This is a genomic window from Streptomyces collinus Tu 365, from assembly GCF_000444875.1.
Taxonomy (GTDB): domain Bacteria; phylum Actinomycetota; class Actinomycetes; order Streptomycetales; family Streptomycetaceae; genus Streptomyces; species Streptomyces collinus_A.
The window spans coordinates 878,458-896,399 of record NC_021985.1 but is presented as its reverse complement, the minus strand read 5'-3'; the positions used below and the strand labels follow the sequence as shown (position 1 = coordinate 896,399).

The 17,942-nt window shown below is 72.0% G+C and carries 17 protein-coding genes; 1 reads left to right on the top strand and 16 read right to left on the bottom strand.

Annotated features, from left to right (window positions below; all coding sequences use genetic code 11):
* Positions 1 to 13: 13 nt before the first annotated feature.
* The 3 genes from B446_RS03520 to B446_RS03510 form a co-directional block, all read right to left on the bottom strand.
* Positions 14 to 1,243: a lipoprotein gene (locus tag B446_RS03520; protein ID WP_043474676.1), complete on the bottom strand. Its 1,230-nt coding sequence runs from the start codon at positions 1,241 to 1,243 to the stop codon at positions 14 to 16.
* A 220-nt stretch (positions 1,244 to 1,463) separates the two neighbouring features.
* Positions 1,464 to 2,339 (bottom strand): alpha/beta fold hydrolase, encoded by an 876-nt coding sequence (locus tag B446_RS03515; RefSeq protein WP_202807762.1) that lies wholly within the window; start codon positions 2,337 to 2,339, stop codon positions 1,464 to 1,466.
* A gap of 118 nt (positions 2,340 to 2,457) precedes the next feature.
* Entirely contained in the window at positions 2,458 to 3,456 is a 999-nt protein-coding gene (locus tag B446_RS03510; protein WP_052352119.1) for a LysR family transcriptional regulator, read from the bottom strand.
* 185 nt (positions 3,457 to 3,641) lie between these two features.
* On the opposite strand from B446_RS03510, the gene snpA reads away from it, so the two are divergent.
* Positions 3,642 to 4,325, top strand: a complete 684-nt coding sequence (gene snpA, locus B446_RS03505) for a snapalysin (RefSeq protein WP_020938031.1) — start codon at positions 3,642 to 3,644, stop codon at positions 4,323 to 4,325.
* Between the two features lie 102 nt (positions 4,326 to 4,427).
* Here snpA and B446_RS03500 read toward each other — a convergent pair whose 3' ends face one another.
* The 13 genes from B446_RS03500 to B446_RS03440 form a co-directional block, all read right to left on the bottom strand.
* Positions 4,428 to 4,826 (bottom strand): nuclear transport factor 2 family protein, encoded by a 399-nt coding sequence (locus tag B446_RS03500; RefSeq protein WP_020938030.1) that lies wholly within the window; start codon positions 4,824 to 4,826, stop codon positions 4,428 to 4,430.
* Positions 4,827 to 4,980: 154 nt separating this feature from the next.
* The gene (locus B446_RS03495) at positions 4,981 to 5,757 is read right to left on the bottom strand and encodes an enoyl-CoA hydratase/isomerase family protein (RefSeq protein WP_020938029.1); all 777 of its coding nucleotides are present in this window, start codon (positions 5,755 to 5,757) and stop codon (positions 4,981 to 4,983) included.
* Positions 5,754 to 7,001 carry a cytochrome P450 gene (locus tag B446_RS03490; protein ID WP_043474673.1) on the bottom strand — a complete coding sequence of 416 codons (1,248 nt, stop codon included), beginning with the start codon at positions 6,999 to 7,001 and terminating at the stop codon, positions 5,754 to 5,756. Before B446_RS03490 ends, B446_RS03495 begins: the two co-directional genes overlap by 4 nt.
* A gap of 95 nt (positions 7,002 to 7,096) precedes the next feature.
* Complete coding sequence (locus B446_RS03485) at positions 7,097 to 8,461, bottom strand: cytochrome P450 (RefSeq protein ID WP_020938027.1); 1,365 nt, start codon at positions 8,459 to 8,461, stop codon at positions 7,097 to 7,099.
* Between the two features lie 12 nt (positions 8,462 to 8,473).
* A complete protein-coding gene (locus B446_RS03480) occupies positions 8,474 to 9,034 on the bottom strand; it encodes a GTP-binding protein (protein ID WP_043474670.1) in 561 nt (186 codons plus the stop codon).
* A gap of 3 nt (positions 9,035 to 9,037) precedes the next feature.
* A complete protein-coding gene (locus B446_RS03475) occupies positions 9,038 to 9,421 on the bottom strand; it encodes a DUF742 domain-containing protein (RefSeq protein WP_020938025.1) in 384 nt (127 codons plus the stop codon).
* Complete coding sequence (locus B446_RS03470) at positions 9,418 to 10,263, bottom strand: roadblock/LC7 domain-containing protein (protein WP_020938024.1); 846 nt, start codon at positions 10,261 to 10,263, stop codon at positions 9,418 to 9,420. Before B446_RS03470 ends, B446_RS03475 begins: the two co-directional genes overlap by 4 nt.
* Positions 10,260 to 11,441: an ATP-binding protein gene (locus B446_RS03465; RefSeq protein WP_020938023.1), complete on the bottom strand. Its 1,182-nt coding sequence runs from the start codon at positions 11,439 to 11,441 to the stop codon at positions 10,260 to 10,262. Before B446_RS03465 ends, B446_RS03470 begins: the two co-directional genes overlap by 4 nt.
* A gap of 508 nt (positions 11,442 to 11,949) precedes the next feature.
* Entirely contained in the window at positions 11,950 to 12,822 is an 873-nt protein-coding gene (locus B446_RS03460) for a DMT family transporter (RefSeq protein ID WP_043477478.1), read from the bottom strand.
* Between the two features lie 1,042 nt (positions 12,823 to 13,864).
* The gene (locus B446_RS03455) at positions 13,865 to 14,680 is read right to left on the bottom strand and encodes an ABC transporter permease (RefSeq protein WP_020938021.1); all 816 of its coding nucleotides are present in this window, start codon (positions 14,678 to 14,680) and stop codon (positions 13,865 to 13,867) included.
* Positions 14,681 to 14,692: 12 nt separating this feature from the next.
* Entirely contained in the window at positions 14,693 to 15,586 is an 894-nt protein-coding gene (locus B446_RS03450; RefSeq protein ID WP_020938020.1) for an ABC transporter permease, read from the bottom strand.
* A 3-nt stretch (positions 15,587 to 15,589) separates the two neighbouring features.
* Positions 15,590 to 16,783, bottom strand: a complete 1,194-nt coding sequence (locus B446_RS03445) for an ABC transporter substrate-binding protein (RefSeq protein ID WP_043477476.1) — start codon at positions 16,781 to 16,783, stop codon at positions 15,590 to 15,592.
* 67 nt (positions 16,784 to 16,850) lie between these two features.
* Positions 16,851 to 17,882, bottom strand: coding sequence for an ABC transporter ATP-binding protein (locus B446_RS03440; RefSeq protein ID WP_020938018.1), 1,032 nt, complete (start codon positions 17,880 to 17,882; stop codon positions 16,851 to 16,853).
* Positions 17,883 to 17,942 lie beyond the last annotated feature (60 nt).

Sequence of the window (17,942 nt, the reverse complement as noted above, 5' to 3'; positions counted from 1 at the left end):
GGCGGGTCGGCGGTCACGCCTCGGAGCGTGACCGCCCGCCCGCGCGCAGGAAACCGGACCAGCCGTCCGCGGGCCGCTCGCCCACCTCCAGGGTGCGCAGCCGCGCGAGGACGGCGGGATCCTGGGCGTCGAGCCAGTCGACGAACTGCCGGAAGGACACCAGGCGTACGTCCGGCGTGTCGGCGATCCGCCGCAGGGCCTCCTCCACGGCGTCCATGTAGATGCCGCCGTTCCACTCCTCGAAGTGGTTGCCGATGAACAGGGGCGCCCGGTTGGTCTCGTAGGCGCGCCGGAAGCCGGCCAGGTACGACTCGGTGGCCAGCACCCGCCAGGCGGGGTAGTTGTAGGAGGGGGCGCGGGTGCTGTTGCCCGACTGGTTGGCCAGCATGTTGTAGTCCATCGACAGCACCTCGAACCGGTGCCCCGGGAAGGGGATGGACTGCAGCGGCAGGTCCCAGATCCCGCCGCGCCTGCGCGGCCAGCGCTGCTCACCGCCCGGTGACGAGGCGTCGTAGCGCCACCCGAGCGCGCGGGCGACGGGCAGCAGGTTCTCCTGTCCGAGCAGGCACGGGGTGCGGCCGCCGGTCAGCTCCCGGTCGTAGTCGAACGGCAGGGGCTCCAGGTCGCGCCATCCGGAGTGCGTGCGCCAGGACTTGACGAAGGTCCTGGCCTGCTCGACCTCCGCGTGCCAGTCCTCCGGCGTCCAGTCGGCCACGGACCCGGGGCCGGCGCAGAAGTGCCCGTTGAAGTGGGTGCCGATCTCGTGCCCGTCCAGCCACGCCTCGCGCAGGCACTTCAGGGTCTCCTTGATGTGCGCGTCGGTGAGGTAGCCGATGTCGGAGGCGCCGACGGGGTTCTGCGGCGGCCGGTACAGCCGCCTCTTCGACTCCGGCAGCAGGTAGAGGCCGGACAGGAAGAACGTCATGCGCGCGTCGTGCGCCCGCGCCAGCTCCAGGAACCGGGGGAACAGCCCCTTGCCGGTCTCGCCCGCGCCGTCCCAGGAGAACACCACGAACTGCGGCGGGGTCTGCCCCGGCTCCAGGCGGGTGGGGGAGTCCGGCTGACGCGGCTGCGGGCCCGTGTACGACGTCGACCCGTCCCCGATGAGCCGCGGCGCTCCCGGGCTCCCGGGCGGCCCTCCCAGCCCGTCGCGTGCTCCGCAGCCGCCCAGGGCGGCGACCGCGGCGCCGAGACCCGCGCCCAGACCGAGGCGCGCCACGTCCCTACGGGTCAAACCGTTCATCGGCCTCATCGGCATCCCAACCCACGCCGTGCCCAGGCGCGCTGTGCGCCCCCTGCGGTACGCAGGACACCAGGCACCATAAATCCGATAAACATATAAATCGGTCATTGGGAACGGCGTGGCGGAGAAAGGGAGGGCGACGGGGCCGGGCGACGGGCGCGGACGCGTGCCGGACAGCCGCGCGAGCGCCCCGCCGGTCGCCCCGCCCGGTCGCCCGCGCTCAGCCGTGCGCGTGCGCCACCAGCCAGTCCAGAGCGGCGGGCGCCTCCGAGAGGACGGAGAGGTGGCCGCCGGACGGCCGCAGCCACAGCTCGGCCCGGGGGCAGCGCTTCGCCAGCCACTCGCCGTGAGCGCCGGGCACGACCCGGTCCGAGGCCCCGTGCAGCACGAGGACCGGGGCGGTGACCGCCGCCGGGTCGCAGCCCCAGGCGGCGACGTATGCCAGGTCGTCGTCGATCAGCCCGCCGGGACCGTCGGCCACGGCCGGCGCGACCACCTCGTGGAACCACGACCAGTCGCCGGCCAGCGCCGCGTGGTCGGCCTCCGTGAACATCTCCGGGTCGTACTCCGCCGCCGCCTCGAACCGCTCCTTGGCCGCACGGCCCGCCGCGGCCGCGGTCAGCGACGCCCGGCAGGACGGGGCCATGCCGGCGAACCAGTCCAGACCCTGCGCGCCGAACGGCGCCGGGCCCGACACGGCGACCACGCCCAGCACCCGCTCACGCAGCACCGCGGCGCTCGCCAGGGCGTGCGAGGCGCCGCCCGAGTGCCCCATCAGGGCGAACCGGTCGATGCCCAGCGCGTCGGCTACATGGCGGACATCGGTGGCGGCGGAACCGACGGAGCGCCCGGGATGCGGCGTCGAACCGCCGTAGCCGGGGCGGTCGTACGACACCCAGCGGATGCCGAGCCGGGCGGAGTGCCGGAACAGCGGCCGCGGCGGCGTGCCCACGTTGGGCGTGCCGTGCTGCCAGAACACGGTGAGGCGCGCGGGCGCCGGGGGAGCGGGAGGGGTCCCCGCTCCGACCGCGCCGGTGTCGTGGACGCGCAGCGTACGGCCGTCGGGCAGGTCCAGGGCCGATTCGGACACGTGGATGTCGGTCACGGTGCGGGTCCCTCCGGGTCGGGTCGGGTCGTCGGGGTGGTGCGGCCGCACCACCGACTCCGCGGGCGGCCGGAACTCATCGCTCGCCCGGCGCCCGGCCGCCGCCGGCTCACCGCCCGGAGGCCAGTACCCGCTGGTCGTCGCCCGGTCCGCGGTGCGCCGGTGACCACCCGGTGCTGGTCGTGCCGCGCCGCAGCCACTCCTGGTAGGCCGGCGACTGGCGCGCCGCCTCCCAGTACGCCTCCTCCAGTTCGGGGCAGGACTCGTCGAGTTCGGCCACGGTCCGGGCCGCGAGCAGCAGCCGTACCCCTATCGGATCGCCTTCGAGCGGCCGGATGGCGAGATCGGGGCGGGGGCGCGCGGTCGGCTGGCTGACCGTGACCACCTCGCCGATGGCGGCCAGGGAGTAGGCGGTGAGGTAGTCGCCGTGCAGCAGGTCGGGCTCGATCCCGGCCCGGCGCAGCATCCGGCACAGCGCGTCCCACTCGCCGTCCACCGTCGAGTCGACCATCCAGCGGTCGCCGGCGAGGTCGGCCAGCCGCACCTCGCGGCGCGCGGCCGCCGGGTGGTCGGCGGCCAGGGTGACGAACTGCGGCTCGCGTTCCACCAGGACCCGCAGGCACAGACCGGCCGGGACCCGCAGCGGGCTGCCCTCGACCTCGTGCACGAACGCCAGGTCGAGCCTGCCCTCGGCGACCATGCGCAGCAGCGCGTTCGCCGACACGTCCATCTGCAGGCTCGGCTCGACGGCCGGGACCCGGGCGCGCAGCAGGCGCAGCCAGCCCGGCAGGGCCCGGCTGGCCGTGGCGCCGATGCGCAGCCGGGGGCCGTCGGCGGCCCGCGCGGCCGCCGCCCGGGTCTCGGCCACGATCGCGGCGAGCTCGGCGACGAGCGGCCGGGCCCGGCTCACCACGATGTGCCCGAGCGGGGTGGGGCGGCTGCCGGTACGGCCGCGGGTGAACAGCCGGCCGCCGAGCGTCTGCTCGATCCGGCGCAGCTGGGTGCTCAACGAGGGCTGTGCCATGCCGAGTTCCCGGGCGGCCCGGTGCAGGCTCCCGGCGTCGGCGATGGCGCAGAGCACGCGCAGGTGCCTCACCTCCAGCTCCATACCGGGAGCGTAAGGGCGGTGACTGATGGGGCGCCAGATGTTCAAAGGCCAACTGCCGTACCGGTGTTCGCGGTGATAGCCGCGCGCTATCCCCGGTTGCCATCATCCGCCGGCCGGTGGGCTGCCCGAAACTCATGGGCAACCGATCGTTCACCACCCCACACGAACGAGAAGGAGCCCCCCACATGACTTCGATCCGTACGTCCGTCACCTCGGTGAAGGCCACCCGCAGAGCCGTGGCGCTCGCCGTCGGCCTGGCGTTCGCGACGCTGGGCACCGCGATCCCGGCGAGCGCCCACACCGAGGCGGCACCCACCCCGGCGCCGTCCCGGTACACGGGTTCGGCCGCCGAGGCGGGGAACAACAAGGCGTTCTTCGAGGCCGTCCTCGCCTCGGTCGCCAAGAAGCAGGCGGCGCACCCGGGCCTGCAGTCGGTGACCGTCTACTACGACGCCTCCCGGGCGCCGAGCTTCCGCTCGCAGATATCGAGCGCCGCCTCGATATGGAACAGCTCCGTGTCCAACGTCAAGCTGCAGGCGACCTCGGGCGGCGCCGACTTCGCCTACTACGAGGGCAACGACAGCCGGGGGTCATACGCCTCCACGGACGGCCACGGCAGCGGCTACATCTTCCTCGACTACGCGCAGAACCGGCAGTACGACTCGATCCGCGTCGCGGCGCACGAGACCGGCCACGTGCTCGGCCTGCCGGACCACTACAGCGGGCCGTGCAGCGAGCTGATGTCGGGCGGCGGCCCCGGCACGTCCTGCACCAACCGCTACCCGAACGCCACCGAGCGCGCCCGCGTCAACCAGCTGTGGGCCAACGGGTTCGCCAAGGCCCTGGAGAAGCTGAACAAGGCACGCTGACCGAAGCGGCGGAGCCCCCACCCCGGATCCGCCCGTCCACGACCGAGGGGCGGGCCGTGCCGCCGGCACACGGCCCGCCCCTCGGCGTCTTCGCGGCGCTGATCAGGGATGGTCGTACCAGGAGAGCGCGGCGATCCGCCAGCCGTCCGGGGTGCGGACGAACTGCATCGTCTTCGTGCCGCCGCCCTCGAACCGCTCGCCGTCACGGACGCCCGACTTGCGGTACGTACCGACGCGGGAGGCGATGTCGCCCACGATCTCGGTGTGTTCGGAGGTCTCCCACTCGGAGAACTCGGTGAGCCGGCCGTCGCGGAGCAGCCGCAGACGGGGCGCGATGAACTCCTCGACCGTGTAGACCGTGAAGTCCGGGCCGGTCATGACGATGATCCCGCCGGGCAGGACGAGCCGGCGGATGCGCGCCACGTCGGCGGCCCTGCCGCCGCGGTTGTCGAAGGCCCCGAAGAACTCGGCCGTCACCGCGTCGATCTCGATCTTGGACACCGCGCGACGCTACCACGCGGTCCGTTCCCCGCCCAGGGGGCGAGGACGGGACGGGGAACGGCGGCCGCTTCCAGGTCGTGTCCCCGAAGTCCGGTCGTCCGCCCGCAGGGCGCGGGACGGACGGGACTTCGCGGACGGGGCAGGGCGTGCCCGGCTACGGGCGGGGCGCGGTGAGCTGCGCGGTGAGCAGGTGGGCGTCGAGCAGTGCCACGTCGGCGGTGCGGGCGGCCCGGGAGTGGCCCGCGAACATGCGCTTGGTGAGGGTGAGGGCCTCGGGCGAGCGCCGGACGAGGGGCCTGACCCACGCCGAGACGGCCGCGTCGAGTCCGTCGAGCGGGGCGACCTTGTGCAGCAGACCGAGTCGCTGGGCGGTCTCCGCGTCGAACGTCTCGCAGGTGAGCATGAGTTCACGGATCCTGGCCGCACCGCCTTCGACGATCAGCCGGCCCATGGCGCCGCCCCAGGCGGGCGGCAGGCCGATGCCGATCTCGGGCATGCGGAACCGGCAGTCGTCGGCACCGGCGCGCAGATCGCAGAAGGAGGCGAGCGCGAGGCCCGCGCCGACCACCTTGCCGTGCAGCCGGGCGATGGTGACGGCGTGCGTGTTCTCCAGGGCGTCGCACACGCGGTACGCCTTGTCGGCGATCCGGCGCATGACGGACCCGCCGGGGTCCTCGGCCAGCGCCGCGCGGTACTCGCCGCGGTCCGCGCCCAGACAGAAGTCCTCGCCGTCCGACGACAGGAGCAGCACCCGGACGTCGGGGCGGTCGTGCAGGCTGTGGAGCAGGGCGGTGAGGTCGTCGAGGGCGGCGACGGTCAGCGTGCTGCCCTCGGACGTGGGCAGCAGACGGACCCGCAGGACCGGCCCGTCGTACTCGACGTGCAGGGCCTTGTAGGGGAAGTGGGGGGAGGGGAGGGGGGAGTGGGTCATGAGAGGGCGACGTCCAGGTTCAGCAGGCGCCGGAAGGCCACACGGGGGGCCCAGGAGGGTCTGCGGACGAGGGTGAGACGGGGGAAGCGCCTGACCAGTTGGTGGAGCAGGGTCTGTGCCTCGAGGCGGGCCAGCGGCGCGCCCAGGCAGTAGTGGATGCCTCCGCTGAAGGCGAGGTGCGCGGGCTTGCGGTGGAGGTTGAACAGTTCGGGGTCGGCGTGCTTGGCCGGGTCGCGGTGGGCCGCCGCCACCATGAGGTGGACCATCTCGTCCTTGCGCACCTCCACGCCCCCGAGGAGCCGGTCCTGTGCGCAGACGCGGCTGATCACGTGGGTGGGCGGGTCGTAGCGCAACGATTCTTCAACGGCGGCGGGCACCAGGTCGGGGTGGACCGTGAGCCAGTCCCACTGCCTGGGGTGCTCCAGCAGCAGGAGCGTCGCCGTGGACAGCAGCGTGGACGTGGTCTCCAGCGCCGCCAGCAGGACGAACAGGGCCAGGAAGTAGACCCCTTCGTCGGCCTTGTCCTGGTCGCTCTCCAGGGTGTCCCAGACCGCGATCCACCGGGAGACGGGGTCGTCACCGGGGCGGGCGCGGCGCTCGCGGACCAGCTCCGTGAAGTAGGCGCGCAGCTGCGCGGTGGCCGCGTCCGACTTCGCCAGCTGACTCGCGGACGGCAGCAGTTCCTGGGTGAAGACCTGGTCGTGGGTGAGGTCCCGCAGCCGGGCGAAGTCGGCGGTGGGCAGCCCGAGCCAGTGTCCTATGGTGGCGACCGGCAGCTCCTCGCTCACCAGGGCGTTGAAGTCCGCCTCACCCTCGTCTAGGCGCGCGGCCAGGGTGTCCAGCAGCCGGCCGGTGATCCGGCCCACCGTGCCGCGCAGGTCCTCGAGCGAGGCGCGGTCGAACATGCCCGCCGAGCGCCGCACCCAGGTGTGGTCCGGCGGGTTGAGGGCGGGCAGGGTCCGGCTCATCTCGCGTGAGGACGGGGCGGTCCAGCGGGTGCCGTCCCCCTGTTCCTCCCGCCACCGCGTGTCGGGTTCCAGCCACTCCCTGCTGCGCAGGACCTGGTCGCACAGGTCGAAACCGGTGACGAGGTGCCCGCCCCAGGGGGCTGCGACGACTCCGCCCCCCGACCGGAGTTCGGCATAGAGGGGAAAGGGGTTGGCCTGGCCCTTCGCCGTCCGCAGCCGTGAGAACAACGGTACGGCGAAGCGTCTGTCGACAGGCGGAGTTATCGCTGTCTCCACGATGGCTCCTTCTTGATCTCAGCATCAGCCGCCATGCATACCCCTCGGCCAACCGACACATACAAGATGACTATTCACGTGGAGAGTTGCCTAGGTCACTCTCCTCTGGTCCAGGCGAGGAACCGGCTGAACAGACCGGGCTTGGGACGGGAAGCGTTTGCCGCCGCCGGCCGCGACGCCTGGGGTGCGACGTGGTACGCGGAGGGGACGGCCGGCTGCGGCTCGGAGACCGGCGCCTGCGCGGCCGACGGTGCCACCGCGCGGGGCGTGAACCGCACCGGCAGGGCCACCAGGGAACGGCTCCAGGGAGCGGGAACCCAGTTCAGGTCCTTGAACGGAACCCGGACCTCCACGTCGGGGAGCCGGTTCAGCAGGGTCTCCACGGCCGTGACGGCGATCACGAACGCCGGGTCCTTCGCCGGGCAGGCGTGCGGTCCGGCCCCGAAGGCCAGATGGGCCTTGGCGCTGAGCTGCTCACGGTGCTCCGCCAGCCGCGGATCGGTGTTGGCGGCCGCGAAGGAGATCACCACCGGGTCGTTCGCCCGCAGCACCCGGTCGCCCAGCTCCACGTCGTGAGTGGGGTAGTGGGCCGCGTAGTTGGCGATCGGGGCGTAGTTCCACAGCACCTGGGTGACGGCGTCCTCGACCGGCAGCCCGGTCTGCCACTCCTCGCCGAGGATCAGCGCGCTGCTGCTGCCGATCGTCGCCGACAGGGGCGCGGTGCCGCCCGACAGCAGCGTCACCAGCTGGTGCAGCACCTCCTCGTCGGTCAGCTGGGAGGGGTGCTCCATCAGACGGGTCGTCAGGTCGGTCCCGGGGCGGCGGCGCTTGAGCGCGATCAGCTCGCCCAGCGCCTCGCCCAGCACCAGGTCGGCGCCGGCCGTGCCGTCGAAGATGCCGCTGATGCCGACGATGACCCGGTCACCGATCTCCGGCGGGCAGCCGAACAGCTCGCTGAAGACGAGCAGCGGCAGCGGCTGCGCGTACTCGGCCATCAGCTCCGCCTGCCCGAGCCGGTCGGAGCTGAACCGGCTGATCAGGTACTCGGCCGACTGCTGCGTCTGGCGCACCAGTTGGAGCTCGTTGACGGTGGCGAGGCTGTCGGTGACGGCCTGCCGCAGCCGGGCGTGCGCGGCGCCGTCGCTGAACAGCGCGTTGGGCCGGTACCCCATCATGGGCAGCGCCGGGCTGTCCTCGGGCACCCGGCCCTCGTTCAGGGCCCGCCAGCGCCGGGAGTCCCGGACGAACGAGGCGGGGTTCTGCAGGATGTACAGGGCGGCGTCGTAACTGGTGACCAGCTCGACCTCCACCCCGGGGGCTATGTCGACCGGCGCGCTCGGGCCGAGGCCGCGCAGGTACGCGTAGCGTGCGTCGGGATCGGAGCCGAACTCGGGTCCGTAGAGCTGCGTGTTGCCGTGCGCGGGGCAGCCGGGCGGTGGCCCGCCGGGACGCTGGTGCATGGGGGGAGACTCCTAGCCGAGAAGGGAAAGTAGGTGACGGACGAGGGTGATGAGCGCCTGCGCTGCCGACCGCTCGTCCCGGACGTCGCAGGCGACGACCGGTGTCCGGTCGGACAGGTTCAGCGCCTCACGGATCTCCGTGAGCGGATAGTCGGTCGTGCCCTCGAAATGGTTGACGCCGATGGCGTACGTCAGGCCGAACCGCTCGACCAGGTCCAGCACCGGGAACGACTCGGACAGCCGCTCCGGATCCACCAGGACCAGCGCGCCCAGCGCCCCCCGGGACAGCTCCTCCCACATCTCCTTGAAACGCTCCTGACCGGGCGTGCCGAAGAGGTACAGGACCACCTCGTCGCTGATGGTCAGGCGGCCGAAGTCCATGGCGACCGTGGTGGTGGTCTTGTCCGGGGTCCCCGAGAGGTCGTCGAACCCCACACTGGCCTCGGTGATCTCCTCTTCGGTCCTGAGCGGCTCGATCTCGGAGATGCTTCCGATGCACGTGGTCTTCCCGACCCCGAAGTGACCCACCACGAGGATCTTCACCGCGGTGAGGACACCTGAATCCAGGTACACGAATCACGCTCCGAATCGGGCTTTGAGGCCGTCGAGTACGGCGTTGAGCACTTCTCGGTCGACACGTTCGGCACGCGGAACCGGCTTCCGCGCGATGATGAGACCGCTCTCCTCCAGCTGCGCCAGGAGGATCCGTACGACTCCCAGCGGCAGATGCGTGTGGGCGGCCACCTCCGCGACGGACAGGAAGCCGTCCCTGACCAGCTCCAGGACCTGACGCGCCTCCGGGGAGAGCGTGGGGGCCGAGACGGTGGCGTCCTGGTGCGCGGACACCAGGGCCGTCCGCTCGTAGGCGTGGTCCGGGGGAAGACCACGCCCGTTCGTGATGACGAAGAGCGGGACTAACGCCGACGTCAGCTCCAGTTCCTGATCCGGCTCGTCGTTCACGTGCGGCTCGCCTCCCCGTGTGGTGCCATGTGTGCGTTCAGCCGCGGCACCGCCTGATGCAGACGGGTGGTGAACTCCTCGATGTCCGCGTCGTGTTCGGCGGCCGCGGCGAGGAACGCGCCGTGCCCCGCCGAGATCAGGAAGATCCAGCCGTGCTGGAACTCGATCACCGTCTGCCGCCACTGCGCGTTCTGCGACACCCCGGCGAACTGCGAGGTGGCCCGGCTGTAGGCGTGGATGCCCGTCATGGCGGCCGAGATGGTGTCCGCCAGGTCCTGGCTCATGCCCGTCGTCGCGCCGCGCGGCAGCCCGTCGGCGCCCAGCAGAACCGCGTGACGGGCACCCTGGACGTCGCCGACCACGTCGTCGAGGTCGGCGATCGGGATGCCCGTGCCGGCTCCGGCCCCGGTCCGCGCCGAGCCGCGGCCCTCCTGCCCGTCACCGTCCTCGGCGGTCACCCGGGGAGGCGAGGTGAGGTTGTTGCCGAGCCGCGCGACCAGCCGGTGCATGCGGAAGGAGATCTGCTGCATGTCGACGTCGGGCGCGGCGGCCGCCGCGAGATACGCGCCCTGCCCGGCTCCGATCAGGAAGATCCAGCCGTGCGAGAACTCGATGATCGTCTGGTTCCACTGCCTGTCCTCTCCCGGCCCGGCGAAGTGGGAGGTCGCCCGGCTGAGCGACTGCATGCCCGCCATGGCGGCGGAGATCGTCCCCACGTCCTTGCGGTCCATGCCGTCGGTCGAGCCGCGCGGCAGGCCGTCCGCGGACAGCAGGACGGCGTGCCGCGCCTTCGGCACGTTGTGCACGATGTCCTCGAGCATCCACGACAGGTCGGTGGTCATGCGTCATCGGACCCTTCGGACGGTGCCGAGGTGAGGTTGCGGCCCGACAGCGTGCCGCGCTGGAAGGCTCCCAGGCTCCGGCCCGCCGCCCGGCCCGCGTCCTCCGCCGGCGCCGCGGGCGCGGCCGCGGACTCCTGGTCGGGAACACTGGCGATGGGCACCTGGCGCGCTCCCCGGCGGGGCAGGCCGTGCGCCGTGCGGGACACCGGCTCCGGCCGCCCGACGGTGCCGCGGATACCGCTGACCTGGAGGTCCTCGGCCGGTGCCGTCTCCTCCTCGGTCCACAGCTCCTCCGGCAGCAGCACGACCGCCCGCACACCGCCGTACCGGGACACGCCGGTCACGTCGACGCGGAACCCGTACTGCCGGGCGAGCAGGCCGATCACGGGGAAGCCGAACTTCGGCTGGTTGCCCAGATGGGAGAGCCGGGGGCGGAAGTCACCGGAGAGCAGGGCGGAGGCCTTCTGCCGCTCCTCGTCGTTCATTCCGACGCCCGCGTCGTCGATGACGATGCACAGGTTCTTCTGGACCCGCTGGAAATTGACCTCGATGGGCGAGCCCTGCTGGGAGAAGCTGGCAGCGTTGTCGAGGAGTTCCGCGACGGCGAGGGCGACCGGGGAAACCGCGGACGCCTTCAACGCGAAACCGGTCTGCTGCATGATTTCCACGCGGCGGAAGTTGCGAATCTGGCCCTGCGCGCTGCGCACCACGTCATAAACGCTCGCCGCCCTGTTCCGGCGGCCCAGCGGAGCGCCGCACATCACCGCGATGCCCTGTGCCTTGCGGGCCATCTGCGCATTGGCGTGGCTGACTTCCAGCAGGTCGCCGAGTACGGAGTGGCCGCCGTACTTGCGCTGGATTTCCTCGAGAAGCGTCAACTGCTCCGCGGCCAGGCTCTGGAGAAAGCGCGCGGAACCCTTGAGAACGGCCTTGGTGCTTTCCTCGGCCGCCTCTTCGGCTTCCCGGATGGTCTTGTCGTGCTCGGTCTGGTGCCGGTGCAACTCGGCTCTTAAGGTGGCCAGTTGCCCGTCGGCCTCACTCAATCTGTGGGTGAGGGCGGCCTCGGCCTGCTGCTTCTTCGCCGCCATGGCCTTGTTGCGGCGACTGAGCACCAGGGCCGCGGCCACGGCGATCACCGTCGCCGCAACCAGGCACCAGACGAGTGCGTCTCGAGTCATGGAAACCTTTCCTCTGTGTGGCCTGCGGTCGTCGGCGGACGGATCGGGGGAATCCGTGGCACAACCGCTCGGTACGACTCGGTCGCCGTCGTGTTGAGAACCGGCCCGATCTCAATACGGGGTCTGAGCCGAGTGGTCCAAGGTCGCAGACGCCGGGATGCTATCACTGACATGGGGGAACGTCCGCCACGCGGAGTGCCTTCAACAGCCTTGTTCCGGGCGGTGGTTGTGCTGCTCGCGTGATGGCCGTACAGGATTCAACGGGCCGGCCGGTAACCGTGGTGTGTGCGCCGTGGAAACCATTGATGGCGCGCCGGCCGTCCGGCCCTCGCCGGGCTCTTGGCATTCATTCCGCGCCATACCGGACTCATAGTTTTTTGTCGGATTTCTGTCCGGCGGCGATGTGTGCCGTTCTGCATGCGCCCGGTCGTATATGTCTCGGCCGGCCGCGGACGGCGACGGCCTACGTTCGGCGGTGGCCGGCCCGGGCCGATACCGGCCCCGTGTCTCAGTGGCGGTCGGTCTCGGTCCGCGACGGTTCCCTGATGCGCTGGACGGCCCGGCTCAGCACGAACACGCCGACGACGATCAGGCCGGCCCCCAGCGCCTCGGGCACCAGCCACCAGCCGGTGCGGATGCTTTCGCCGAACAGGACCATCCCGAGGGCCAGGCTGACCATCGCGTCGCCGATCGTCAGCGCGGGCTGCGACGCCACCAGCGGACCGGCCTGCAGCGAGTTCTCCAGCAGGATCACGGCACCCGCGCCGGCCAGCGCGAAGCCGTACGTCTGCCAGGACAGCAGGAACGCCGTGAAGCCGTCGTCCGCGAAGGTCCCCGTGGCCGACTTCAGCAGCGCCGCGGTCAGGGCGTTGCCGGTGGCCGCGGCCGCGGCGAGCAGCGCGGCGCGGCGCGCGGGCGGCCGGCCGCGGCCGGCCGACAGGATCAGCGCGGCCATCGCGCCCACGCACGCGACCAGGACCGGGATCCACCGCACGAGCGGGGCCTGGTCGGTGGAGCCGCGCGGCGCCGCCGACGCCAGCAGTGCGGCCAGCCCCACCACCACCCCGCCGACTCCCCACCAGCCCCAGCTGGGCATCCGGCGGTGCATCAGGGGGCCGGCCACCAGCAGGGCGAACGGTAGTTCGAGGATGAACAGGGGCTGGACCAGCGCGAGCGGCCCGTTGACGAGCGCGAGGCTCTGGAACACCGCGGCGCCGACCACCCCGGCCATGCCCACCATCCAGACGGGCCGGCGTGCGAGTTCCGCGAGGATCCGCACCCCCGCGCCACGGGTGGTGGACGCCGCCTTGCGCTGGAACGCGGTGCCGACGGCGTTGCTCGCCGCTCCCGCGACGGCGAATGCCGCGGCCAGTTCGATCACGAGACGCTCTCCCGCCTGCGGGCCCATCTCCCGGAGGAGCTTCGGGTTCCCCCAGCCTACGAAAGGCCGCGTCCCCCTGCCCCACGGCACCACCGCGCCGCGCCCCCCGGCCCCGGATCGGCGCACACCCGCCGGGGCCCACAGCAGCCGACGCAAAGGCCCCCGCCGGGGCGCACCCCGGCCGCACGCCCGGGCCCGTCGGCCCCGCCGGGGCGCACCCCGGCCGCACACCCGGGCCCGTCGGCCCCGCCGGGGCGCACACCGGCTCTACGCCTGGGCCCGTCGGCCCCGCCCTGGCGCACACCGGCCGCGCGCCTGGCGTCGGGCTCTCACCGTGCGGCTCACCGCCCGACCGGTGCGCAAACCGGGCTCTCACCGGCCGGCGCGCACCCCGCGCGCGGCTCACACCGGCCGGCATGCTCCAGTCGGGGAGCACACCTGCTGGCGTGCGCCCGCCGGAGTGGAGACCGGCGGTACGCAGCCGTCGGAGCTCACGCCCTGCCGCGGCGCACGAGGCCGACGCCCACCGACAGAGCGCACTCCGGTCGGCACGCGCCCACCGGGGGCGCACATCGGCCGGCACGCGTCCCCCACGGCTCGCACCGAGAGCACGCCGCAGCGCACTCCGGCCGACGCGCACGCCGCAACGCACTCCCTGCCGACGCGCACAGGCGGGGTGCGCACCGAGCCGGCACGCGCCCGGAGGGCTCGCACCGGCCGACAGGCGCCGCACCGGTCTCCCACCGGCTGACAGGCGCCGCACCGGGCTCGCACCGGCCGGCAGGCACCGCTCGGGCTCGCACCGGCCCGCAGGGACCCGGCCGGCCCACCCCCGGCTCGCACCCCATCGGGGGACATCTCGCTCACACCCGGCCGGGGCGCACCCCGCTCGCACCCCATCGGGGGCGCACTCCGCTCACACCCGGCCGGGGCGCACTCCGCTCACACTCCGCCGGGGCGCATCCCGCCCACAGCCGACCGGAGCGCACCTCGCCCACAGCCGACCGGGGCTTACTCCACCCCCGCCCAGCCGGAGGCACCCTCAGACCCGGCTGGACGTTGCCGTGTCGGCGGAAAGGCGTTGGGCCAGGTAGATCGGGATCACCGACAGCAGGACGAGGACCGCGGCCACCACGTTCACCACCGGTGCCTGCTGCGGACGGGTCATGTTGTCGAAGATCCAGATGGGCAGGGTCTGGATCCCGGGGCCCGCGGTGAAGGTCGTGACCACGATCTCGTCGAAGGACAGGGCGAAGGCGAGCAGACCGCCGGCGAGCAGCGCGGAGCGCAGCAGCGGGAAGGTGACGTCCACGAAGGCGCGGAACGTGGTCGCGCCGAGGTCCATCGCCGCCTCCTCGTACGAGCCGGACGTACGGCGCAGCCGGGCCACCACGTTGTTGAAGACCACCACGATGCAGAAGGTGGCGTGGCCGACGATCACGGTGAACAGGCCGAGCCCCACCCCGAGCGGCCGCAGCACGGTGCCGAAGGCCGAGTTGAGGGCGATGCCGGTGACGATGCCGGGCAGCGCGATCGGCAGCACCACGACGAAGGACACGGTGCCGCGGCCCAGGAACCGGTACCGGGCCACGGCGAACGCGATGAGCGTGCCGAGCACCAGGGCGATGGCGGTGGCGCCCAGGCCCGCCTTCACGGACACCCATACGGCGTCGCGCGCGCCGGAGTTGTCCGCGGCCACCGACCACCAGTGCAGGGTGAGTCCGGGCGGCGGCCAGCTCGCGCTGCGGTCCGGGTTGAGGGAGTTGACGAGCACCAGCAGGAGCGGGACGTAGATCACCGCGAAGCCGAGTGCGGCGCCGATGCGCAGAGCGGTGCGCGCGGTGCGGCCGAGATGCATGTCGCTCCTCTCCTACAGGCTGTTCAGGGCGCCCGTGCGGCGGATCGCCAGCAGGTACAGCACGATCACGACGACGGGGACGGTGCCGAGCGCGGCCGCCATGGGCAGGTTGAGTTCGATGTTGGAGTACACGAGGTTCCCGATGAGCTGGGTCTTGCCGCCGACGATCTGCACGGTGATGTAGTCGCCCAGGCTGAGCGAGAAGGTGAACACGGAACCGGCGGCGACCGAGGGCAGCACCATGGGGAGCACCACCGAGCGGAAGGTGCGGCCGGCCCGCGCGCCGAGGTCGGCGGAGGCGTCCAGCAGGTTCGCCGGGAGCTGTTCGAGCGCCGTGTGGATCGGCAGGATCATGTACGGCAGCCACAGGTAGGTCAGGGTCAGCACGGTGGCGGGGAGCCCGAAGCCGGGGCCGCTCAGCCCGAAGGGCGCGAGCATCCAGTCGGCGAGACCGCCCTCGGAGAGGATGAGCCGCCAGGCGTACACCTTCACCAGGTAGCTCGCCCACAGCGGGGTGAGGATGGCCACCACGAGCAGCGGGCGCCACCTGGGCCCGGCCACCCGGGCGGTGTAGAAGGCGACCGGGAAGGCGATCACGGCGCACAGGACGGTCACCGCGAGGGCCACCCCGACGCTGCGCAGGATCACCTGGCGGAAGACCGGTGTGGTGAACAGCGTGTGGAAGTTGTCGGTCGACCAGACCTTCACCACCTCGGAGGTGAAGGAGTTCGTCGTCCAGAACGCCGAGACGAACAGGACCGTCAGCGATCCGAGGTAGAGGACCGCCAGCCAGAGCAGCGGGGCGGTGAGCAGCAGGGTCAGGCGGAGCCGTGGCCTGGTGTGCAGGGCTCCGGCGAGCCGCCGGACGGTGCCCCGTCCGGCGGCGGGCGGCGTGTCGGTCGTCACGGCTCAGCCCTTGATCTCGGTCCAGGCCTGCACCCACTTCGCGTACGGCACGCAGCGGACGTCCGTGCGTCCGTCGAGGCACTGCTCGATGGGCGTGTTCCAGAAGGCGATGTTCTTCCAGTAGCCCTCGTCGGCCGCGTGGTAGGTGTCGCAGAAGTTCTTGTCACTGGTCAGGGCGCACGCCCTGGAGTTGGCCGGGGCCTCGCCGAAGTACTCGGCGACCTGGGCGTTGACCTTGGGGGAGACGATCCAGTCGAGCCACTTGTAGGCGCAGTTGGGGTGCTTCGCCTTGGCCGAGACCATCCAGGTGTCGGACCAGCCGGTGGAGCCCTCCTTGGGCACGAACGCCTTGATCTTGGCGCCCTCGCCGGCGGTGAGGCTGGCGATGACCTGCCAGCTGGTGCCGACCACCGAGTCGCCGCTCTTGAAGGCGGAGATCTCCTTGAGGTAGTCGCTCCAGTACTCGCCGATGTCCGCGTTCTGCTTCTTCAGCAGGGCGACGGACGCGTCGAACTGCTTCTGGTCGAGCGCGTACGGGTTCTTGATCTTCAGTTCGGGCCGGGTCGCCCTGAGGTAGAGGGCGGCGTCCGCGATGTAGATCGGCGAGTCGTACGCGGTGACGTGTCCCTTGTACTTCGCCGCGTCGTCGAAGACCGCGGACCAGGAGGTGGGCGCCGGCTTCACCTTCTCGGTGTTGTACATCAGCAGGTTGGCGCCCCGGCCGTGCGGGATGCCGTACATCTGGCCCTTGACGGAGTTCCAGGCTCCCTTCTTCAGGCCGCTGAAGACGTCCTTGTAGTTGGGGACGAGGGCGGTGTTGACGGGGGCGGCGTCGCCGGAGGCGATCAGACGCAGGGAGGCGTCCCCGGACGCGGAGACGGCGTCGTACTCCCCGGTCTTCATCAGCTTGACCATCTCGTCGGAGCTGGCGGCGACCTTGGAGTGGACCTGGCAGCCGGTCTGCTTCTCGAAGTCGCCGACCCAGTTCACCTTGGGGTCGTTGGAGCCGTCCTCGACGTAGCCGGCCCAGGCGACCAGGTTGACCTGGCCCTCGGTCTTGCCGAGCTTGGCGGGTGCCTTGAGGTCGGGCGGGTTGAGGCCGGTGGCCGAGGAGCCGCCGGAGCCGGAGCCGCACGCGGCGGTGAGCAGCAGCGCGGCGACGCCGGCCGCGGCCGGCAGGGTTCGGGTGAGACGCACGACGTACTCCATGGGGGACGGGGATGTCGGGGGAGTGAGGGGTAACTGCGGGGGCGTCGGGGGCCGGTCAGGCGGGGACGCGCACCGCGTGGCCGCGGTGCCACTGGAGGCGGACACGGGCGCCGCGGTAGGCGGCGACGTCCTCGGAGGAGGTCTCCAGGTTCTGCTGGAGTGCGGTGAGCCGGCCGCCGCCGTCGAGGTCCACGAGGAAGCGGGTGGCGTCGCCGAGGTAGACGGCCTCGGCCACGGTGCCGGTGGCGGTCGCGTGCTCCGGCTCGTCCGCCTCGGCGGACTCCTTGAGCACCCGGATCTTCTCGGGGCGGATGTTGTACGTGCCCGGCGTGCCGACGAGACGGTGGGCCGTCTCGCCGTCGAGCAGGTTGGAGGTGCCGACGAAGGAGGCGACGAAGGACGTGGCCGGGCGTTCGTAGATCTCGGCGGGCGTGCCGACCTGGGCGATGCGGCCCTGGTCGAAGACCGCGATCCGGTCGCTCATCGTCAGGGCCTCCTCCTGGTCGTGGGTGACGAAAACGAAGGTGATGCCCACCTCCCGCTGGAGGGCCTTGAGTTCGACCTGCATCTGTTCGCGCAGCTTCAGGTCGAGGGCGCCGAGGGGCTCGTCGAGCAGCAGGACGCGGGGGCGGCCGACCAGGGCGCGGGCGAGGGCCACGCGCTGGCGCTGCCCGCCGGAGAGCTGGGCCGGGCGGCGCTGGCCGTACCCCTCCAGCCGTACCTCGGCGAGTGCCTTGCGGGCCCGCACCAGCCGCTCGGCCTTGGGCACCTTGCGCACCTTGAGTCCGTAGGCGACGTTCTGCTCCAGCGTCATGTGCGGGAACAGGGCGTAGTCCTGGAAGACCGTGTGCACGTCGCGTTCGAACGGGGCCAGTCCGGTGACCTCCTGTCCGGCGAGTTCGATCCGGCCCGCGGTGGGCGTCTCGAAACCGGCTATGAGCCGCAGGACCGTGGTCTTCCCGGAGCCGGACGGGCCGAGCATCGAGAAGAACTCGCCGTCCCGGATCTCGAGGTCGACTCCGGCCACGGCGTCCGTCTCTCCGAACGACTTCCGCAGATCCTGCAGCCGGATCGCAAGTCCCTCCATGCGGGAACCTTTCTGGCGCGCTGAACGTTGAACTTAAACATATGAAGTCATACTTCAAAG

Excerpts from the sequence above, each read along its gene's own strand:
- B446_RS03455 (WP_020938021.1), bottom strand. The coding sequence starts at position 14,680 with ATGCATCTCGGCCGCACCGCGCGCACCGCTCTGCGCATCGGCGCCGCA.
- B446_RS03485 (WP_020938027.1), bottom strand. The coding sequence starts at position 8,461 with ATGCACCAGCGTCCCGGCGGGCCACCGCCCGGCTGCCCCGCGCACGGC.
- B446_RS03465 (WP_020938023.1), bottom strand. The coding sequence starts at position 11,441 with ATGACTCGAGACGCACTCGTCTGGTGCCTGGTTGCGGCGACGGTGATC.
- snpA (WP_020938031.1), top strand. The coding sequence starts at position 3,642 with ATGACTTCGATCCGTACGTCCGTCACCTCGGTGAAGGCCACCCGCAGA.
- B446_RS03470 (WP_020938024.1), bottom strand. The coding sequence starts at position 10,263 with ATGACCACCGACCTGTCGTGGATGCTCGAGGACATCGTGCACAACGTG.
- B446_RS03510 (WP_052352119.1), bottom strand. The coding sequence starts at position 3,456 with ATGGAGCTGGAGGTGAGGCACCTGCGCGTGCTCTGCGCCATCGCCGAC.
- B446_RS03440 (WP_020938018.1), bottom strand. The coding sequence starts at position 17,882 with ATGGAGGGACTTGCGATCCGGCTGCAGGATCTGCGGAAGTCGTTCGGA.
- B446_RS03495 (WP_020938029.1), bottom strand. The coding sequence starts at position 5,757 with ATGACCCACTCCCCCCTCCCCTCCCCCCACTTCCCCTACAAGGCCCTG.
- B446_RS03520 (WP_043474676.1), bottom strand. The coding sequence starts at position 1,243 with ATGAACGGTTTGACCCGTAGGGACGTGGCGCGCCTCGGTCTGGGCGCG.